The following is a 21656-nucleotide window of genomic DNA, read 5'->3' as shown; positions in this document are numbered from 1 at the left end:
CCTCCGCTTTAAAATTGAAATGGGGCTTCATATATATCTGTTTTAATGTTCTCTTTTCTAGGATGTAAGTCTCCCTCAATCTCATCTATTTTGATGTCTAAATTTTGAGTAATGTTGTTAAGTAGATGTTCATAGTATTTAAATATTTTCTGTATAGTTTCTTTTGTAAAAAGCTGTGTTGCAAATTCCACATTTAAAGATAATTTGTCATCTTCCTCATTTACTACCAACATCAAATCAAATTTTGAAATCGTTGTTTGTAGTTCGTAGGGTTCAATTTCGATATCATTCATAATTAATTTCTCTTGATCAAAATTTTGAAATACAAACATCGTGTCAAACAAAGGATTGCGACTTAAATCACGATCCATATCTAATTCCTCAACTAACTTTTCAAAAGGATACTCTTGATTGGAGAAAGCAGTAATAGTCTCTTCTTTCACTTCAGATAATAGACTACGGATTGTTTTATCCCCTTTAGGAAAATTTCGCATGGCTAAAGTATTTACAAAGGCACCCATTACTTGATTAAGGTCAGCATGTGCTCTGCCAGCAACGGGAGTTCCTACAATGATATCTTCCTGTCCAGTAATTTTATATAATAAAACATTGTAAATGGTTAGAAGTAACATAAACATCGTGCTTTCTGACGTTTGTAATACTTCTCTCAATTGTTCAACTACTTCTTTTTCTAACTTAAACTTAAATTGATCTCCTTCAAAACTTTGCAATTTAGGTCTTTCAAAATCTGTTGGCAAATTCAGTACAGGTATGTTTCCTTTATAACGTTCCAACCAAAACTTTTCCTGGGCATTCATACTAGTAGAATTAAATTGTTCATTTTTCCATACTGCGTAGTCTTTATACTGAATTCGCAGAGCTGGTAGAGTTATTTTCTGATATAACTTGATAAAGTCCTTAACTAATATATTGATAGAAACACCATCTGCGATAATGTGATGCATATCAATGAAAAAGAGATGTTCATCTTTTTGTTTCTCAATGAGAATAATTCGAAATAATGGACCTTCACTTAAATGAAATGGTTTTATCAACTCAGACATGAATTCATTCAATTCTATATCAACTAATGATCTAAAATGAATCTCATAATTTATTTGATCATGAATGCGCTGAACTGGTTCCTCATCTTTCATTTCAAATGTAGTTCTCAAACTTTCGTGACGAAGAATAAGCTCATGAACAGCTTCCTCAAATTTAGCTCGATTTAATACACCTTTCATCACCATGACTGAAGGTATGTTATAACTTGTATTGGTAACATCAAGTTGCTGTAACACAAAAAGTTGTTTTTGAGACGGTGATAAGGGATATACTTCTTTTGATCCAGCCTTTGGAATTGAAACAAACTCACTTTTATCTAATTGTTGAACTCGTCTGCTTAACTGTTCTATGGTAGGATTCATAAATAGTTCATTTAAGTCCATCAAAATTTTCATCTCTTTATGCATCGTCGAAATGAACTGAAGAGCTTTTAGAGAATGGCCACCTAACTCAAAAAAGTTATGTTGAATGCCTATCCCTTCTACCTCAAGTATTGTTTCCCATAAATATACAAGTTGATTTTCTAATTCATTCCTTGGAGCTAAATACTCTATGTCTGAATTCAGGATGACCTCAGATTCTTGCAAGGATTTCCGATCTATTTTTCCACTTGAAGTTAATGGCATTTCTTCTAATTGTATAAAGTAAGTTGGAATCATATAATCAGGCAAAGAGGCTAAGGCAAACTCTCTTAATTCCTTAATGTTCATTTTTCGATTACTAATTAGGTAAGCACATAATGTTTTGTCTCCCGCTTCATCTTCTTTTACAGTGACTAAACACTCTTTAATTTCTGAGTGTTGTATCAGCTGATGTTCTATCTCACCTAACTCAATACGGAATCCTCGAATTTTCACCTGATGATCTAATCTTCCCAAATATTCAATACTTCCATCAGGTAACCAACGAGTCAAATCACCTGTTTTATACAATTTACCTTCCGGTTGATACGGATTGTCTACAAATTGTTTTTTGGTTAATTCAGAGCGATTTAAGTAACCTCTAGCTACTCCTACTCCTGAGATATGTAATTCTCCGGCAACACCAACAGGACATAAATTTGAATATTTATCCAAAATGTAACATTGTACATTGTTTAAAGGTCTTCCTATGGGTACGTTAGCCCCTACTTGATGTGTAATTTCATGTTTGGTTGCATAGATCGTCGTTTCCGTTGGTCCATAAATATTTTTAAGTTCAACTTGACTAGTTAGTTTATAGAAATCATCTGCTATGTTACTTGGGACGGCTTCACCGGCTAAAAATACATACTTTAATACATTGAACATACTTATATTTTCTACATTTAATATACTGAGAAGACTATTAAACATAGAAGGTACAAAATTAATATGAGTTACATTATATTTAGCAATACTACTTAAAATTTCATAAGGATCTTTTTCCTTACCATTTTTTAAAATGGCTAGTTTACCACCACACAGGTAGTATCCAAACAACTCTGTAACCGATACATCAAATGTGAATGTTGTTTTCAATAAATAGGTATCATTTTCATTTAATGGATATGCATCCTGCATACCTAACAGTGTATTTATCACACTTTTGTGTTCTACTAATACTCCCTTTGGATTTCCAGTTGAGCCAGAAGTATAAATGACATACGCTAATTGGCTGTTTTCTGCATTATTGTCCAAATTATTATTTTGCAAGTGATATATGCTTTCATCTTTTAAGTTCACAACGTCTAAATCATTCGTTGGATTGAACATGCACTCATCTTGCACTAACAGTGTATTAATTCCACTGTCCTTTATGATGAATTGTATTCTTTCCTCAGGATAATTTGGATCAATAGGTAAATAGGCACCTCCTGCTTTGAGAATTGCATATATACCTATGATCATTTCTATTGATCTTTCTGCCATGATTCCAACAATAGTCTCTGATTGAATCATTTTTTCTCTTAATGTACGTGCGAGCTGATTCGCTTTTTCGTTTAATTCTCTATAAGTCAACTGTTGATCTTCATATACCACAGCAATATTATTAGGTGTTTTCTCTACTTGCTGCTCAAATAACCCATGTATCATTTGCCCCTTTGGATATTCATTTGATGTATTGTTAAACTCTACTAACAACTGATGCTTTTCTTGTTTAGGTAGAATATCAATATCGCTAATTCTGATTTCAGGTTGTTCTAAAATTTGTCCCACAAGTATTTCAAGGTGATTAACCATCCGTTCAATTGATTCTTTTTTAAATAACTTTGTACAATATTCCATACTCAAGAAAAGTTCTTCATCCTCTTCTATCACTGTCAATGTAAGGTCAAACTTGGCAACTTTATTCTCAATAGGATACGGGGTAAAACTTAAACCCTCGCGATTCATTTCACGTAATTCCACATTTAACATATTGAATAAAACACTAAACAATGGGTTTCGACTGGTATCTCTTTGTAAGTTTAGAGACTCAATTAATTCTTCTAATGGATAACTTTCATTTTCAATTGCACAAAGCACATTCATTTTTACTTCTTCTAAAAGGTTTTTAAAAGTTTTGTGACCTTCTGGTGCATTCCTCATAGCTAAGGTATTAACAAACATTCCCATTACAGACTCTATATCTGGATGAGTTCTTCCTGCAACTGGAGAGCCTACGATAATATCCTCCTGGCCTGTATATTTAGATAAAAGTGTTGTGTAAGCCGTTAACAATACAATGTATAAGGTAGAATCTGTTTCTTTCGCTAATCGCGTAAGATTGTTAGTGATATTTTTACCCCAATGAAAATCAATCCGATCCCCTTCAAAACTTTGCATTACAGGTCTTATATAATCCGTAGGTAAGTTAAGTACAGGAATCTCATCAGAAAAGCGCTCCAACCAATACTGTTTCTGTATCTTCATTCTATCTGTTGAAGTCTGTTCAATTTGCCATGCAGCAAAATCTTTATATTGTATGTGTAACTCAGAAAGACTATTTCCTTCATATAGTTGAACAAAGTCCTTAATAAGGATGTTCATGGAAGTACCATCTGAGATAATATGGTGCATATCAAATAAGAAAATATATTCATCAGTATCAATTTGCATGAGGTTTACTCGAAACAATGGTGCTTGACTTAAATCAAAAGGTTGAATAAATGATGAAACCACTTGATCTACTTCCTGCCTCACTACGTTCTTATAAGTAATATCTAAATTAATTTTATCGTGAATACGTTGTACTGGTTCTCCCCCCATCATTTCAAAGGAGGTTCTAAGGCTTTCATGACGCTTTATAAGGGAATTCAAAACATACTCAAATCGATTCCGTTCTAAATTTCCTTTGATTCTCAAAACAGAAGGCAAATTATAACTTGTCGAGCTTTCTAATTGTTGTAACACAAACATCCTTTTTTGTGCAGAAGAAAGCGAATAAACTTCTTTAAATACAACCTGAGAGATTGGTGAATAATCTCTCTCATCTAATTCCTCTATTCTCTTAACCAACTTTTCAATGGATGTATTTGTAAAAATATCAGTTAGACTAAGTTGTATTCCTAATTTTTTTTGCACCTTAGATACGATTTGTACTGCATTTAAGGAATGTCCACCTAATTCAAAGAAATTATCTTTAATACCAATCTTGTCCACTCCAAGTCCTTCTTCCCATAAGGAAACAAGCTGACTTTCTAATTCATTTGTTGGTGCAACATACTCCACACCAACTCTATTATTAAAATCCGGTTCAGGCAGTGCCTTACGATTAACTTTTCCATTCGGCGTTAAGGGCATTTGTTCAAGTTGAACAAATATAGCCGGGATCATAAAATCAGGTAAACTTTGCGATAAATATTCTCTTAATTGGGTAACATTTAATTCTTTACTACATACCACATAAGCACATAGTTTTTTATCTGTTCCCTCTTCTTTTACAACGATGATCGATTCCTCGATATCTGTATGATCTAAGAGTTGTCTTTCAATCTCTTCTAATTCAATTCGCATCCCTCTAATTTTTACTTGGTAATCCATACGACCTAAATATTCAAGATTACCATCAGGTAACCTTTTCACTAAATCACCCGTACGATATACTTTCTCCCCTAATTTATAAGGGTTTTCTACAAATTTTTCAGATGTTATTTCACCTGCGTTAAAATACCCTTTTGCTAAACCTGTTCCACCTATACACAATTCTCCAGCAACACCAGTCGGCATTAAGGTTAAATTTTTATCCATGATATATAGCTCTGTATTATACACAGCTTTACCAATAGGCACATTGGTTTGGATATAGTCTTGTTTGTTTACACGATAATAAGAAGATACGTCTGTACATTCCGTTGGTCCATAAGTATTAACCAATTCAACCTCTTTATTTGTGAAAAGCCATGACTGCAGTTTATTCATATTAATTGGCTCTCCACCTAAAAACACCTTTCTTAAACTTTTTAATCGAGCAAACTGAGAATCATGATTAAAATCAATCAAAGGATAAAATGCACTTGGTGCACAATTGATTAAAGTAATCCCATGGTGAGCGACTACGTCCGACATAACGTTATAATCATACAAACCTGGATAATAGACATGTAATTGTCCACCCTTAATCAAGGCACTAAACAAATTCTTTTGTGCCAGGTCAAAACTGGATGGTGCCATTAGTAATAACTTATCTTGTTCATGGATATGAAATTCAGATGTATACCAATGAAGTAAATTTACAAATGCATGGGACTTTACCATTACCCCTTTAGGATTACCTGTAGAACCTGAAGTGTACAACACATAAATCAATTGTTCAGGATCATATGGCAACTCTAAATTATGTATTGGTAAATCTAGTTGTTGTAATACATCTTCAATACATACAACCATAGATTCAATATCTGTTAGATTAGATTGCATACGATGTTGTGTAAGTAATACTGACGTATTAGAATGTTGCAACAAGTATTGAATTCGTTTCTGTGGATAATCTGGATCAATTGGAACATAAGCTGCCCCAGCTTTTAAAATGCCTAATACTCCTATGATCATATCCAGAGATCGCTCTACCATTATTCCAACAATGGATTGAGTCTGCACACCATTTTGTTTCAAATACCAAGCAATTTGATTTGCTTTAGCATTAAGTTCAGTATAGGACAACTTTATATCACCAAAAACTACAGCTATTTGATCAGGTGTTTTTTCAACTTGTTCTTCAAAAAGTGCATGAACTGACTTTTCCTTTGGGTAGTTCATGGTTGTTTCAGTAAATCTATTTAATTCATCTTGTACTTCTCCCTCAGATAGTAATTCAATATCACCAAGCTTGATTTCAGGTTGTTCAACAACTTGTTCAACTAATAATCCTAAGTGCTGAATCATTTGTTGAATGGTTTCTTTCTTAAATAACTTTGTACAATATTCTGTACTGAGAAGAAATCCATCCCCTTCTTCAATTACATTCAACATGATATCTGCATAGGATGCTTTATTTTTAATAGGGTAAGGATGAAAACTTAAGTGTTCTAATCTCATATCCTGTATTTCCATATTTAACATGTTGAATAAAACGCTAAACAATGGGTTTCTACTTGTATCTCGCTGTATAGATAAATTATCAATCACATTTTCGATTGGATAGTTCTGATGATCAATGGCATGAAGTGCACTTTCTTTTACTTCTTGTAAAAAAACTTTAAATGTCTTATTACTTTTTGGAGTATTTCGCAGTGCTAATGTATTTGCAAACATTCCCATAATAGGTTCAATATCTATGTGAATTCTACCAGCTATTGGGGAGCCAACGATTATATCTTCCTGACCGGAATATTTAGATAGCAGCGTTGTAAAAGCAGCTAACAAAACCATATAAACCGTACTATTTGTCTCCTTTGCAAGCTGATTAACCTTTTCAGTCATTTTTTTATCCCAATGAAAATCAATACGATCTCCATCAAAACTTTGCATTACAGGTCTTATATAATCCGTTGGTAAATTTAATATTGGAACCTCATCAGCAAATTGATTTGACCAATATTGTTCTTCTTTTTTTAACTTGCCCTGAATGATTTGTTCATTTTGCCAATGAGCATAATCTTTATATTGAATTCTGAGATCAGGCATTGTTTTTTCTTCATAAAACTTAATAAAATCTGATACTATGATATGCATAGATGTACCATCTGAAATTATATGATGAATATCAAATAAAAAAAGGTGTTCTTCTTCATCTACTTGGATAAGACTCACTCTAAACAAAGGTGCCTGACTTAAATCAAAAGGTTGAATAAAATTAGAAATCAAATGATCAATTTCATCTTTCTCAGCTTTTTGATAATCTATGTTGAAATCAATATCCGTATGAATACGTTGTACTGGTTCTCCATCAGCCATTTCAAATGAGGTTCGTAAACTTTCATGATGTGAAATTAAACCTCTTAAAGCGTCTTCGAATTTTGCTTGATTCAACTGACCCTTTATGATCATTGCTTTAGGCATGTTATAGTTTGTTTGTTTACCATCTAGCTGGTGTAAAATATACATTCTTTTTTGAGCGGAAGATAAGTGATAAACTTCACTAGATTCTACTTTGGGAATTTCAATCTTTTCTCTTTCCTCTAATTGTTGATCTAATAACTCTTCCATGTATATCGCTAACTTTTGTATTGTTTCATGTTGAAGCAAATCAGTTACGCTAACTGTAATGTTACTTTTCTGACTGATCTGATTTACTATTTTTAAGGCTAAGATTGAATCTCCTCCTAAATCATAAAAAGGAGCTTGGATATCTATCTCTTTAAAACCTAAAACTTCTCCCCATGCCTGTGCGATCGTTTTTTCAACTTCAGTTAACTTATCATATTCTCTTCCTATTATTTCAACTTTTCTCTCTACTTTGCTTAAAACCAGCGGTTCTGGCTGTAAATTTTCGACTTCTGGCAGCTCTAACCAACACCTAATATTTTCAAAACAATAGGTTGGCAAACTGATTTTCCTTCTATATTCACCATCGTAAAACAATTCCCAATCAATGTCTTCTCCATGTACATATGCTATACATGTCTCTATTAAATCCTTTTCTTCTCGTTGATCAGATGAAGGAGTGAATTCTACTTTCTTTTTATCTTTATGTTTTGTTTTAAGTTCACCATAATATACATTTTTATAGTCTTGATTAATCCCGTTATCTTTATCAAGCATGTTTAGTTTCAATTTAAAATCTTCTACATCCGTAATTAACATTGCTACTCGATATGTATAATGCCCACGACCAGTATTGGCTGTATAACATAGATCATTCAGATTCACATATTCTTCAGTAGTAATAAAGTTTTTATATTGTTTTATTAAACTATTTAATGAAGTTTTACTTTTAGCAGATAATGTAAACACATTCATAGATTGATTAGTTAAGTTTTCTTGATCTTGCGTTTCTATTACTTCTGAATATACATTTTCCTCTTCTAAAATAACGTGACAATTCGTCCCACTCATTCCAAAAGCACTTACACCAGCTCTTCTAGGATAGTCTGTTTTCTCCCATTTTCTTAATTGACTATTTATGAATACAGGAGATGATATAAAATCAATTTCTGAGTTAGATTGATTAAAATGTAACATTGGTGGAATTTTGGCATGATGAAGAGCTAAAACCGCTTTTAATAAACCTGCTATGCCAGCTGCATTATCTAAATGACCAATATTTGTTTTTACTGCACCTATTGCACAAAACTGTTTTTGATCTGTGAATTTTCTATAGGCTCTTGTTATTGCGTCTATTTCAATTGGATCTCCTAATTTCGTTCCAGTTCCATGAGCCTCAAAATAGGTAATCGTTTCTGGATTAACATCTGCATCCTGCAAAGCTTTAACAATAACTTCTTCTTGAGCCAAGACATTAGGTGCTGTAATACCAATAGAGCTCCCATCCTGATTTACTGCACTGCCTTTTATCACCGCATAGATATGATCCCTATCCTGTTGTGCTTTACTTAATGGTTTTAGCAATAATGCAATTGAACCTTCACCAGCTCCCGTACCATCAGATTGTTGATCAAAAGTTCTAGCTCTACCATCAGAGGATTCTATCCCAATTTTAATATTTTTATCAAATGGTAGAATATTTACATTTACACTCCCTACAAGTGCCTGATCACAATCGCCGTTTTGAATCGCTTGGCATGCAACATGGACAGCAACCAAAGAAGAAGAGCAAGCCGTATCAATACAAAGAGCTGGTCCCTTTAAATCTAGTAAATATGAAATTCTACTTGCAAGAATAGAAGTTAAATTACCTGGTATTGCCATAGACAGAGCATCAGGTTCAACTTCTGCAATGAAGTTTTTATAATCAACAAAAGCATCAGCATTATAACCGACATATACTCCAGTCTTGCTTCCTTTTAATTTATCTCCTCCATACCCTGCATCTTCAATCGTTTTCCAAGTATTTTCTAGAAATAAACGTTGATTCGGATTCATTAAACTTGCTTCTTTTGGAGACAGTCCAAAAAATTTATAATCAAATTTATCTATTTCCTCAAGATATGCACCTTCATAAAACTGCACATTATTTTCCTTTTGAACTAAGGGGCGAATATCTTTCAAGCGATTTTTAGGAAAGGTATGAACACAATCTTTTCCATTCATTAAATTTTCCCAAAATTTTGTTTGATCAGGTGACATAGGTAAATTTGCTGAAATACCTATGATGGCAACATCCTTTAAAGAAACCTCTTTAATACTTTCTTCTAGCTGCTCTTCACTAGTTTCTAGTAAGTTTAACTCTAGCATGTGACCCCTCCTAGTTAATTGAGTTTTTGATAAAAATTAATTTAGGTTAAATAGATGGAGTTGCTGCTTCTGCTTCAATTTGCCTTGTTGAAGTTGACTGTCTTTGCTTCCATAATGCAATCATCGTTCCAATTAATACGATTGAACTGACAAAAATGAGAATGATAGAAGTCCAACCATATTCGTAGTTCAACTCTCTTAAAATGAAATAAGTTGCGAATAAACTAAATTCAATAGCAATCGTTGCCCAAATTGATTCATACCAAATGAAAATCAAATTAAATATAATAGCGCCTAACATTCCGTAAATTGTAAGTATAATATCCCATTGAAAGAATAAATAACCATATATTAAACCATTAATGACAATAGCTAAAGGTAACCATAATACACTTCTTAATTGATTAAAAATCATGCCTCTAAAAAATATTTCTTTATAAATCGCATGCAGAGCAACAAAGAAAATAACTAGAACTGCATTACCAGATAATAAAAATTTAAATAATGTTTGGAATATCGGAAATGAATTTTTTATGTATGGAATTTGAGTAATAGACATCACCCAAGTTCCCATACTAACTCCTAATAATAAACAAAGGGCTGCCGTTTTTTTCTTAATTTTTACAAACTGACTTATTTGAAATAAACTTTTTTTATGCATGAAATAAATGACTAAAAAGTAAATTGGCAGAGCAATAACATCATGTAATATTAGAAATAAAGGACCAAAATTTGCACTTTTAAAAGACTCTAAAAATGGAATATTTAATTTTTCATAATAAAAATATTCAACAGACAAAATAATTACGCTATATAAGGCAATATAAATCACCAATACACCAATCATTTGATAAAATTTTTCTCTTTTATTTGTTATGTTTTCCAAAATCTATCATCCTTTCACATTTGTTACTTTAATATTAGAGTTATTATTTGATACATGGCTTTTTAAAAAGTAAATTACAAAGAGTAAAATAAATAGAAAAGCAAATATATGAATAGGTACTAACACAGCATCAGACCATTTAGCCATACTTTCATCTACTTTTAATTTATGAAGTGAAAATATTGAAATATTAAGCACACTACCTATCCAAATTGTTGACCACAAGGACTTTGTTTTTACATAAATTAATCCGTACAAAATTCCTAAGAGAAAACCAGTTGCCATGATAACAGGGCTTGGTTGAAATAAACCATAAATAACAGCATTTAATAGTAGAGCAAAAGGTAAAGGAAGTACTTTTCGAAATTCATTAAAAATAAGTCCTCTAAATAATATTTCCTCATAAAATACACCAATAATTCCTACACCCAAAAACGTATAAATAAAGTATTCTGATGTTGCAAATAGTTCTATATATGACTGTAATCCTGGAAAAGATTCAGATATATATGAAATATTCATTAAGGAAATAAACCAAATTGATCCTGCAAATCCAATAAGAGTAAACCAAATCATTTGTTTAATGTTCAACTTTGAAAAATTACATATAGACCATAAACTCTCGTATTTTTCTTTTAAATACCACTTTTTGATTCTAAAAATGAAAAAATACATAATAAAAATCATAGAAACTGTAGCTGTTAATTGTATTGGAATATTTTGTCCCATAAACGTTTTATACCAGTCTACATGGTTAAATATATAGGGATTAATCACATAAAAAGCTAATACTGCGGCACCAAAATAAACGACTATATTCATTAACATCAGTAGCCATTTTTTTAATATACTCATCAATTTACAACCTCTCTATCTAAATGATTTAAGATGTTCAATTGTTCTTCACTACTCACTTTTTTTGTCTTTAAAATTTGCTGTAATAAAATAAATGCTTTTTTCAGTTGGTCTTCATCTAACACTTCCTCCTGCTGTGTCCATTGCTTTTGCAACTGTTGAAGTTTTCTATATGGCTGAATCACACCTTTTTCATACTCATTTGAATCCCAATTATAATTAGGAGTAGTGATAGCAGCGGTCATACACTGTGTAATAAAATGAATGGCAGAGGAATGTTGTTTATTAGTTGATGAAAATCTCATCTTCAGTTCATCTCTATCATTTCCTTTATCAAAGGAAAAAGAATTTATTGTAGGTTCAATCCGTTTGATCAAATTTTTTAAAACTGTTCTAGGACCTAACTCTATCGTTGTTGTGACGCCTTTGTTAAATATATATTTCATTGATTCTACCCATCTCACTGGTTTAATCATCTGAGACACCAAATTTAACTTTAATTCATCTATGTCCTCAACATGAGGTAATCCAGTTACATTAGATACAACGGGTATTTTATATTTTTGAAAAGAATAAGATTTTAAATGATCATGAAATTGTTCTGAAGCTTTGGTCATTAACTGATGATGAAAAGGACCACTTACTTTTAAAGGGGTCACATTCCCTCCTTCTTGAGCACACTTCTCTGCTACACGTTTTACTTCATAGGAATGACCTGTTATAACCAATTCTTTTTCTGCATTGTAACAAGCTATAGCTACAGTACCATTCTCATCTGTCATTTGCTCAATACATTGTTCTACTGTTTGTGCTGATAGTTTTGATACTGCTGTCATAGCACCTATACTTTGTTCCGTTTCTTGCTGCATTAATTTTCCTCTAGTACTAACCAACTTTAATGCGTCTGAAAACGTAAGTACTCCAGAGCAAGTCAAAGCTGAGAATTCTCCTAAGCTATGACCTGCTAACATATATGGTGTTAAACCCAACTCATTTTCAATCACTCTAAAATAAGCAATACTTGTAGTTAACAAAGCAAGTTGTGCATTTTTTGTTTTTGTCAGTTCTTCTGAAGGACCTTCATAACATAAAGATTGAAGATCCATTCCTAAAACTTCGTTCGCTTCTTCAAAAACCTCCTTTGCTATCGAATAATGATTGACTATATCCTTTGACATTCCAACATATTGAGAACCTTGACCTGGAAAAAGAAAAGCTACTCTTTCCATTACTCCTCCTCCTTTTTTGTTGCAGATACTTGTGATTGTGCAGCATATTGATTTGCTATAATGGTTGATAATTGTTTGAAACCTTGAAGGAATTCCTTCATCTTGCTGCTTGAAATTTTCTTACCATTAAATTCTGAAATAAGCATAAGTTCTGAACCTATTTCCATAAACCCTAATGAGATATGAAAAAGATTAACAATCTCCGTATCTAATGAGGACTTTCTTGTATGAATAAATAAAGGTAAAATATTATACTTTTGATGACTCATTTGTGCTTGTTTTAAATCATTCAACGTGTATGTCTGAGTTGGATTTTTTTCCTGTATCGTTGTTTTTAAATATAGTGGAATTTCTATGAAGTGTGTAAATTGATCTAAATTTAGTTCCAATGCTATATAACTCTCATCATTAGTTAGAACTTGAATTGGAATCTGTTTGTTTTTTGTAATTTGCGCAAATAAATATCCGTATAAAGCCAGTAAAATATAATTTAAATCCACATTTAGTTCATGTTTCATTTCTTTAAAAATCTGAAATTGCTCTTCTTCTAACTTAAATGAATAGGATCTAACGGCCTGCTGTGATGTGCTTTCAAAATAATTTTCCGGTAAGCGTAAAAATTGGATCGGTAACTCATTTTTGTTTGTACTTATTTTGTTTTGAATAAATTCCGACAATTTAGCAATGGTAGGATACGAGAATAAATCTGTCACCTTTATTTGCTGCGGCCAATATTCTTCCAATTTAGAATGTACTCGAATCAGAAGTAATGAATTCCCTCCTACTTCAAAGAAATTATCGTAAATCCCAATCTTGTCATGACCAATCGTCTCTTTCCAAATATGAATTAATTGTTTCTGTATTTCGTTAGCTGGAGGCACTGTGTTTGAATCAATCTCCCTATCTATAATTGGCTCAGGAAGAGCTTTTCGATCCACTTTACCATTTGAAGTTAATGGTATTTTATCTAATTTCATAAAATAAGCTGGGATCATATAATCTGGTAATGTTTTTAATAATAATGACCTCATTTCACTCGTTGAAAACTGTTGTTCAGAAACGTAATAAGCACATAAATATAGATCTCCTACCGTACTTTTTCTATCTACTACTACCGTCTGTTGAATATCACCAATGTCTAATAACTGGGTTTCAATTTCACCAAGTTCAATACGGTATCCCCTTATTTTCACCTGATGGTCCATTCTACCTAAATATTCAATTTGTCCGTCTTCATTCCATATTGCTAAGTCGCCCGTTTTATACATCCACTGTCCTAAATTAAACGGGTCTGGTACAAATTTTTTAGCTGTTAACTCTTCTTGATTTAAATAACCTGTTGCCAAACCTTCACCACTTATACATAACTCCCCGCTCACACCTATAGGTTGTAATTGTAATGATTCATTCACAACATATAACTTCGTATTATCAATTGGTTTTCCAATTGGTACAGTCTGTTCTGCATTAAAAGGAGTACATTCATAGTAAGAAACATCCACTGTAGCTTCCGTAGGACCATATAAATTGATTAAATTTGTATTATTTATTTTGAACAATGTATCGTTAAACTGTTCAACCTGTTTCAACTGTAAAGCTTCGCCACTTGTAAATACTTGGTTTAAACTTTTTAATTTAGGTTCAATAGATTTACCTGACAAATATTCAAAAAATACTTGTAACATCGATGGAACAAAATGCATGGTTGATATTTTATGCTTTTCAATGGCATCAATCATCGTTTGTGGGTTTTTCTCTCCTTCAGGTTCAAGCAAGTGAACCTGAGCCCCTGTCCAACTCCACCAAAACAACTCCCATACAGATACATCAAAGGTAAAAGGTGTTTTTTGCATAATGACATCTGATTCTTGTAATGGATATTTGTTCTGCATCCAAGTAATTCGATTTATAACTGAATGATGTTTAATCATTACACCCTTTGGCTTCCCTGTTGAACCTGATGTGTAAATAATATAGGCCAAATCTTCAGAACTGCTAATATCTTTAACTTTAAAATCATTCTTTTCATTGATGTAATTTTTAGAATCATTTAAAACGATGATCTCACCTTCAAATGAAATCTTTTCTTTGAACTTATTTTGTGTTAAAACAAGTTTACATTCACTATCTTTTAACATGAATGAAATCCGTTCTTGTGGAAAGTCGGGTGACATTGGCAAATATGCCCCACCTGCTTTTAATATCGCTAAAATTCCGATGATCATCTCAGGAGAACGTTCTACCATAATCGAGACAATTGTATTGTTCGTTACTCCCTTTTCCCTCAGTTGTATAGCTAACTGATTGACCTTATTATTTAAGATCTGATAAGTCATCTTTTCATCTTTATATGTCAAAGCAATATGATTTGGCGTTCTTTCAACTTGTTCTTCAAATAATTTATGGATGGTTTTATGTTTTGGATACTCACGATCTGTATTATTAAATTGATATAGTATTTGTTTCTTTTCTTCTTGTAACATAAAATCCATATCACAAATTTGAATATTTGATTGTTCTATAACTATATAAATCAATTGTTTAAAATGATGGGCAAGTCTTTCAATTTTGGGTTTGTGGAATAAATCCGTATTAAATTCAAAGTTTAAGGTCATTCCCTGTTCTTCTTCAATCGCTTCAAGTGTTAAATCAAATTTAGATTGCTGATGATTTATTGCAAGTTGTTTACCCCATAAATCATCAAACTTAACTGAAGGAGCACCCATATTTTGTAAAACAAACATGACATCAAATATTGGATTCCTACTTAAATCACGTTTTACATTTAACTTTTCTACTAAAACCTCAAATGGAACATCTTGGTTTTCAAAAGCTTGAAGTGCATTATGATTCACTTTTTGCAAAAATTGTTTAAATGTATAGTTTTCTTTCGGTTCATTTCTCATTGCTAATGTATTGACAAACATACCGATTAAATCTTTTAAGTTTGAATGTGTTCTACCTGTAATTGGACTTCCTATAATAATATCTTCTTGTTTTGTATACTTTGCTAATAAAATATTGAAAACAGCTAACATTACAACATAAATTGTTGTCTCATGTTCCAATGCTAAATTTTTAATAGATGTTAATAATTGGCTGTCTAGTTTAACCTCATACTTATCCCCCTTGCCGCTGCGAACAGGAGGTCTTGAAAAGTCAGTTGGCAACTGTAATACAGGAAGTTCTCCCGATAAAATATCGTTCCAATACTGCTCTTGTTTTTCATATTTTTCAGTGGTGAAAAAGTCCATTTGCCATTCAACATAATCCTTATATTGAATTTTCAGAGGTAATAAATCCAACCCCTGATAAATTTGTACAAACTCTTTTGTTAAATTCACCATAGATAATCCATCTGAAACAATATGATGCATGTCAAATAATAGTATATTTTTTTCTTTTCCTAGATTTACTAACCCTACTCTTAATAAAGGTGCTGAACTTAAATCAAAAGGTTTCATAAAATCAACCATCATCTGATTTATATTATCGTATGCCTGATCTAACTTCTCTAATTGAAAAGTCACTTCTGGTTGAATAAACTGTACTGCTTCTCCGTCAAGTAATTTAAAAGATGTACGTAATACTTCATGTCGTTTTAATATCTTTTGAAAAGTATCTTGAACTAATTTTTCATTTAGTTTACCTGTAATCTCCATTGCAGCTGGTAGATGATACGTTAAATTATCCCCTTCGATTTGATGAAGAATAAACAACCTTTTTTGAGCTGATGACAAGGAGTAATATTCACGTTCTACAGCTTTTGTAATTGTGACATGCTCGCTAAAGTTAGCTTTCTCAATATACTTGGCTATATCCCTTATCGTTGGTGATGAGAAAATTTCACTTAAAGGAATCTCGATATTAAATTGTTCGTGAATTTGTGTAACTAACATCGTAGCTTTAAAAGAGTGCCCTCCAAGTTCAAAGAAATCATCCTCAACACCGATGCGTTTTCTCTCTAATACTTCCTGCCACAAACCTACTAGTTTTTCTTCAATCTCATTGTTTGCAGCAACATAGTTATCTGGATCCATTTCCACAAATTTAACTCGACTCTGTAATTCAATTCGATTTATTTTCCCATTTGATGTTAACGGCATTTCTTCCAAAGTTACAAAACGAGCTGGAACCATATAATCAGGAAGACTTCCTTTTAAAAATGTTCTTATTTGAGCAATATCAAATGGACCTTGACTTACAATATAAGCCACTAAAAATGAATCACCTTGAAGATCTTCTTTCACTAAAACAACAGCTTCATCTATATCCTGATGGTCTAATAAACATGCCTCAATTTCACCAAGTTCAATCCGATAACCTCTTATTTTCACCTGATGATCTAATCTACCTAAATATTCAATATTTCCATCTGGCAACCACCTTGCCAAATCACCCGTTTTATACATACGCTGTCCAGCTATGAATGGATTTGAAACAAATTTTTCCTTTGTCTGTTCTTCTTTATTGATATAACCTCTGGCTAAACCATCTCCTGAGATACATAATTCTCCTACAATTCCAATAGGTTGCAACTGATGTTGTTTATTCACGATCCAAAGCTGTGTATTATCAATAGGTTTACCGATTGGAATTACCTTTGTATCTTCAAGTGGAGTACATGGGAAGTAAGAGACATCCACTGTAGCTTCTGTTGGGCCGTATAAATTAATGAGTTCTGCATTATTTTTTAGAGATATAAAGTCGTTAAATTTGGTCACATGATGAGAATGTAACGCTTCACCACTAGTAAATACCTTTTTCAAAGCATGCAGCCTTTCCCATTGATTCGTTTGATACAAATAATCTATAAAAATTTGTAGCATCGACGGAACAAAATGCATCGTAGTAATATTTTGCTTATCTATTACTTCAACGATATGAGCAGGATCTTTTTCTCCTCCTGGTTCCAACAGAACTAATTTGGCTCCAACTAAACTCCACCAAAAAAGCTCCCATACTGATACATCAAATGAAATTGGTGTTTTTTGCAAAATGATATCTTGTTCATTTAACGAATAAGTTTTTTGCATCCACATGATCCTGTTGATAACGGAATAATGCTCGATCATAACCCCTTTTGGTTTGCCTGTAGATCCTGAGGTATAAATCACATAAGCTAGATTGTTATGTTCACTTGTTTTATGCAACGCAGAAACGTCACCTGTGTAATATTGACTATCCTCTACATCAATCATTTTCCCTTGAAAACCAATGGAATTGATCCATTTTTGTTGTGTAAGTATCATTTGAACTTGACTGTCTTCCAACATATATTGAATTCGTTCTTCAGGTAGATCAGGAGCTATAGGCAAATATGCTCCGCCTGCCTTTAAAATAGCGAACATGCTAAGGATCATTTCCAAAGATCGTTCAGCCATTACTGCAATCACTTGATCTGACTTCACACCAAGACTTACTAACGTTTTTGCTAACTGATTCGATTTTTCATCCAATTCACGATAAGTTAATTTCTCATTTTTATATTGAACAGCTATATTCCCCGGTGTTTTATTTACTTGTTCAACAAATAACTCAACTAAAGTTTTATTTTTTTCATAAGGTGATGATGTTTTGTTAAAAACATTCGTTATTTTTAACTTTTCCGCTTCTGAAAGTATATTTATTTCTTTAATTTTTTGTTTTGGTTTATTGGTAACCGACTTAACAATATTTTGATAATGCTCTGTAAATTTAACCATCGTTTCTCTTTTAAATAGATTGCAATTATATTCCAAAATACATTTTAAACTTCCATCCTCTTCAGGAAAAATATCCAGTTTAAAATCCAACTTTGATGTCTTCGTATGTAAATCGTATTGTGTAAGTTTCAAATTGTCTGTCTCTAAGGTAAAGTTAGTTTCCAGCTGGTTATGAAAAATGAGCATTGTATCAAAAAATGGATTGCGAGACCGATCTGAATCTTTCAATAATTTCAAAATCATATCATCATAAGGATACTCTTGATGCTCATAAATATTTCCAAGAAGCCCCTGCATCTCATCTATCATTTCATAAAATGATAGTTCTTCATTCATCTGATAACGAACAGGTAAAAAGTTTGCAAACATGCCTAACATTCGCTGAATATCTGGATGTCTTCTTGCTGCAGCTAAAGAACCAACAACAAGCTCATCCTGCCCAGTATATTTATTTAATAAAATATAATATAAGGATAATAAATAAGCATTTAAGGTAATGCGATTTTTATGGCACGTTTTATTCATCTGTTCTGTTATCTGTTTTGATAAATGAAAATAAACAGTTTCTCCATCGAACGTTCTTTTTTCTTCCCTACGAAAATCTGATTGAAACTGAAGCTGAGGGATAGCTCCAGAAAGTTGATTTTCCCAAAATGATTCCTGTATTTGATATGAATTTGTTGTCTTCCAGTCCTCGTTTCTCACTGCAAAATCTTTATATTGTATTGAGATAGGAGGTAATGTACGGTGTTGATATAAATCTAAGAATTCTTTCATTAATACATTGATAGAAATACCATCCATTACGATATGATGCATATCAAGAACAAGTATACTTTTATCATTTTCCTTCTGTACCCATCCCGCTCTTATCAATGGCGGTTCTTTGAGATTAAAAGGGACAATTAACTCTTCTGGTGTTTCTATATCTTTTAATTCAATCGATAGAGAAGGCATTATTTTAGAATATATTTTTCCATCTATCCACTGAAATGAAGTTCTTAAGACTTCATGTCGATCAATTAATTGATTTAATATTTTCTCAACCCTCAATTTATCTGGTTTTCCTATCACATTAAAAGCTACAGGCATATTATAAGATATACCTATACCTTCAAATTGCTCCTGAATATATAATCTCTTTTGAGCACTTGATACTGGATAAAACTCTTGTTCAGCAATTTTATAAATAGGGACATATGCCTTTTTATTTGCTTGCATGATGTATTTTGCTTGTTTTTCTATCGTAGCAAGTTGATAAAACTCAATGATCGGCAGTTCTACTTCAAACATCTTCTCAACTTCAGAAGCCAAAGTAGCCGCTTTTAAAGAATTACCCCCAATTTCTAAAAAATGGATTTTACGATCAATTTGCTCTATTCCTAAAACTTCAGACCATAATTTTATTAATTTCTCTTCTGTTTCATTTATAGGTTTTTCAATCATCACATCTTGTTTTTGTTCTACAAGATATTGTTGCATTTCTTTTACGATTTCAAAATAATCCCCATCCTCATACTGAGTAGCAAGTTTATATCTTTGCAACTTTCCACTTGTCGTTTTTGGAATACTTCTAACTGGGATTACATGTTTAATTTCCAAGCCAGTTTGCAAATGAATGAATTTTTTAAGCTCTTGCACCAATGGAATAAATGCTTCCGTTTTTTTACGAAAAACAACAAATGTTATGATATCATCCTGCTGGTTCTCTGCATTGAATACCCCACAAACAGCTATTTTACCTGCTTCAACACCTGGGACTTTCTCTGCGATTCCTTCAATATCATGTGGATACACATTCTGTCCGTTAATAAAAATGATGTCTTTCTTTCTTCCTGTTACAAATAAACGATTATTTTTTAGAAATCCTAAATCTCCTGTAACAAGCCACCCATCCTCAGTAATCAGTTCAGTGGTCGCTTCTGGATTGTTGTAATATCCTGAAGTAACATTTTTACCCTGAATTTCAATATTTCCTATTACACATTCTGATAGTGGAGTATGTGCATCATTTGTAATCCTAATTTGACATCCATCAACAGCATAACCTAAGTCCACAAAATGAATTTCATTTGAAGATGTTTGATCAATGATTTCAACCCGTTTTCCTAAACGAATCGACTCCCTTTTAACTGATATAGATTGTAATGTTTCTTCTACAGGCGGGAAGGAAACAGCTAAACTAGCTTCTGCCATACCATATACTGGAAACATTGCATTTAGCTGCAAACCATAAGGTTCGAGGACGGAAAGGAAGCGAAATGCTAGTTGATCTGAAATGGGTTCAGCTCCATTAAAAATTAATCTTATATTGGATAAATCCCAATGAGCTGCCTTCTCAGGTTTGAAGGTTTTTAGAAAATGTTTATATCCAAAGTTAGGTGAAGCCAATGAAGTAATTTTATGTTCACTTGCTTTTTCCAGCCATAACATGGGTTGCATCACAAACAAAGTCGTTGGCATAATAAATTGCGAAATATTAGCATACATAGGTGATAGATGATAACCGATGAGTCCCATATCATGTGTAAGTGGCATCCAGCTTAAAGATGAATCGTGACTGCTCGTTTTAGAATTTAATACGATCCCACGCATATTTGCCAACAAATTATCATGCGTAAGCGTCACACCTTTAGGTTTCCCTGTGGAACCGGATGAGAACTGTATAAAAGCAATATCGCTACTTTTAACCTGCTCTATATACCCTAGTTGATTTAAATCACTAATTTCGTTTATTTCAATCGTATTCCTTGCAACTTCTTCATAAGGAATAGAGGATTTCATTTGATTAAAAGATTCTTTTAAAGAAGGTAAAATGTCATAATCGGATACTATCTTAGGCTGATTTAAAATCTGATAAATTTGGACTACTTTTTTACGATGTTCATCAGTTGTGCCTATTGTCACTGGTACAGGGATCATTCCCCCTAATACACATGCCCAAAATAATAATATAAAGTTTTCATTTTCTTGAATTTGGAAAATTATTTCTTGCCCTTTTCTAATTCCTAGACTTTGTAAACCATGAAGCATTCTTAATGATCTATCGTATAAATCAGAATAATATAAGGTTTGTTCTTCCTTTTTTTTAATAAAAGTAATATGTTCACTATCATTTTTACAATTTTCTATTACATCGATTAAACTTTCAAATTTATTCATTTTAACACCTCAATCCGCT

The 21656-nt window shown here is 32.3% G+C and carries 5 protein-coding genes; all 5 read right to left on the bottom strand.

Annotation, left to right across the window (positions count from 1 at the left end):
• Positions 1–8 precede the first annotated feature (8 nt).
• From ERL59_RS19055 to ERL59_RS19035, 5 genes are read right to left on the bottom strand one after another with little or no spacing between them, the layout of a single operon-like run.
• A complete protein-coding gene (locus ERL59_RS19055; RefSeq protein ID WP_160647838.1) occupies positions 9–9800 on the bottom strand; it encodes a non-ribosomal peptide synthetase in 9792 nt (3263 codons plus the stop codon).
• 46 nt (positions 9801–9846) lie between these two features.
• Positions 9847–10686 (bottom strand): CPBP family intramembrane glutamic endopeptidase, encoded by an 840-nt coding sequence (locus ERL59_RS19050; protein ID WP_160647837.1) that lies wholly within the window; start codon positions 10684–10686, stop codon positions 9847–9849.
• 6 nt (positions 10687–10692) lie between these two features.
• Positions 10693–11541 (bottom strand): CPBP family intramembrane glutamic endopeptidase, encoded by an 849-nt coding sequence (locus ERL59_RS19045; protein WP_160647836.1) that lies wholly within the window; start codon positions 11539–11541, stop codon positions 10693–10695.
• A complete protein-coding gene (fabD, locus tag ERL59_RS19040; RefSeq protein ID WP_160647835.1) occupies positions 11541–12770 on the bottom strand; it encodes an ACP S-malonyltransferase in 1230 nt (409 codons plus the stop codon). Before fabD ends, ERL59_RS19045 begins: the two co-directional genes overlap by 1 nt.
• A complete protein-coding gene (locus ERL59_RS19035) occupies positions 12770–21637 on the bottom strand; it encodes a non-ribosomal peptide synthetase (RefSeq protein ID WP_160647834.1) in 8868 nt (2955 codons plus the stop codon). The genes fabD and ERL59_RS19035 overlap by 1 nt, the downstream gene beginning before the upstream one ends.
• Positions 21638–21656: the final 19 nt, after the last annotated feature.

Origin of the sequence: Chengkuizengella marina (genome assembly GCF_009910845.1) — a bacterium.
GTDB lineage: Bacteria > Bacillota > Bacilli > Paenibacillales > KCTC-33759 > Chengkuizengella > Chengkuizengella marina.
The sequence above is the reverse complement of the archived record's forward strand: the minus strand, read 5'-3'. Positions and strand labels throughout refer to the sequence as shown.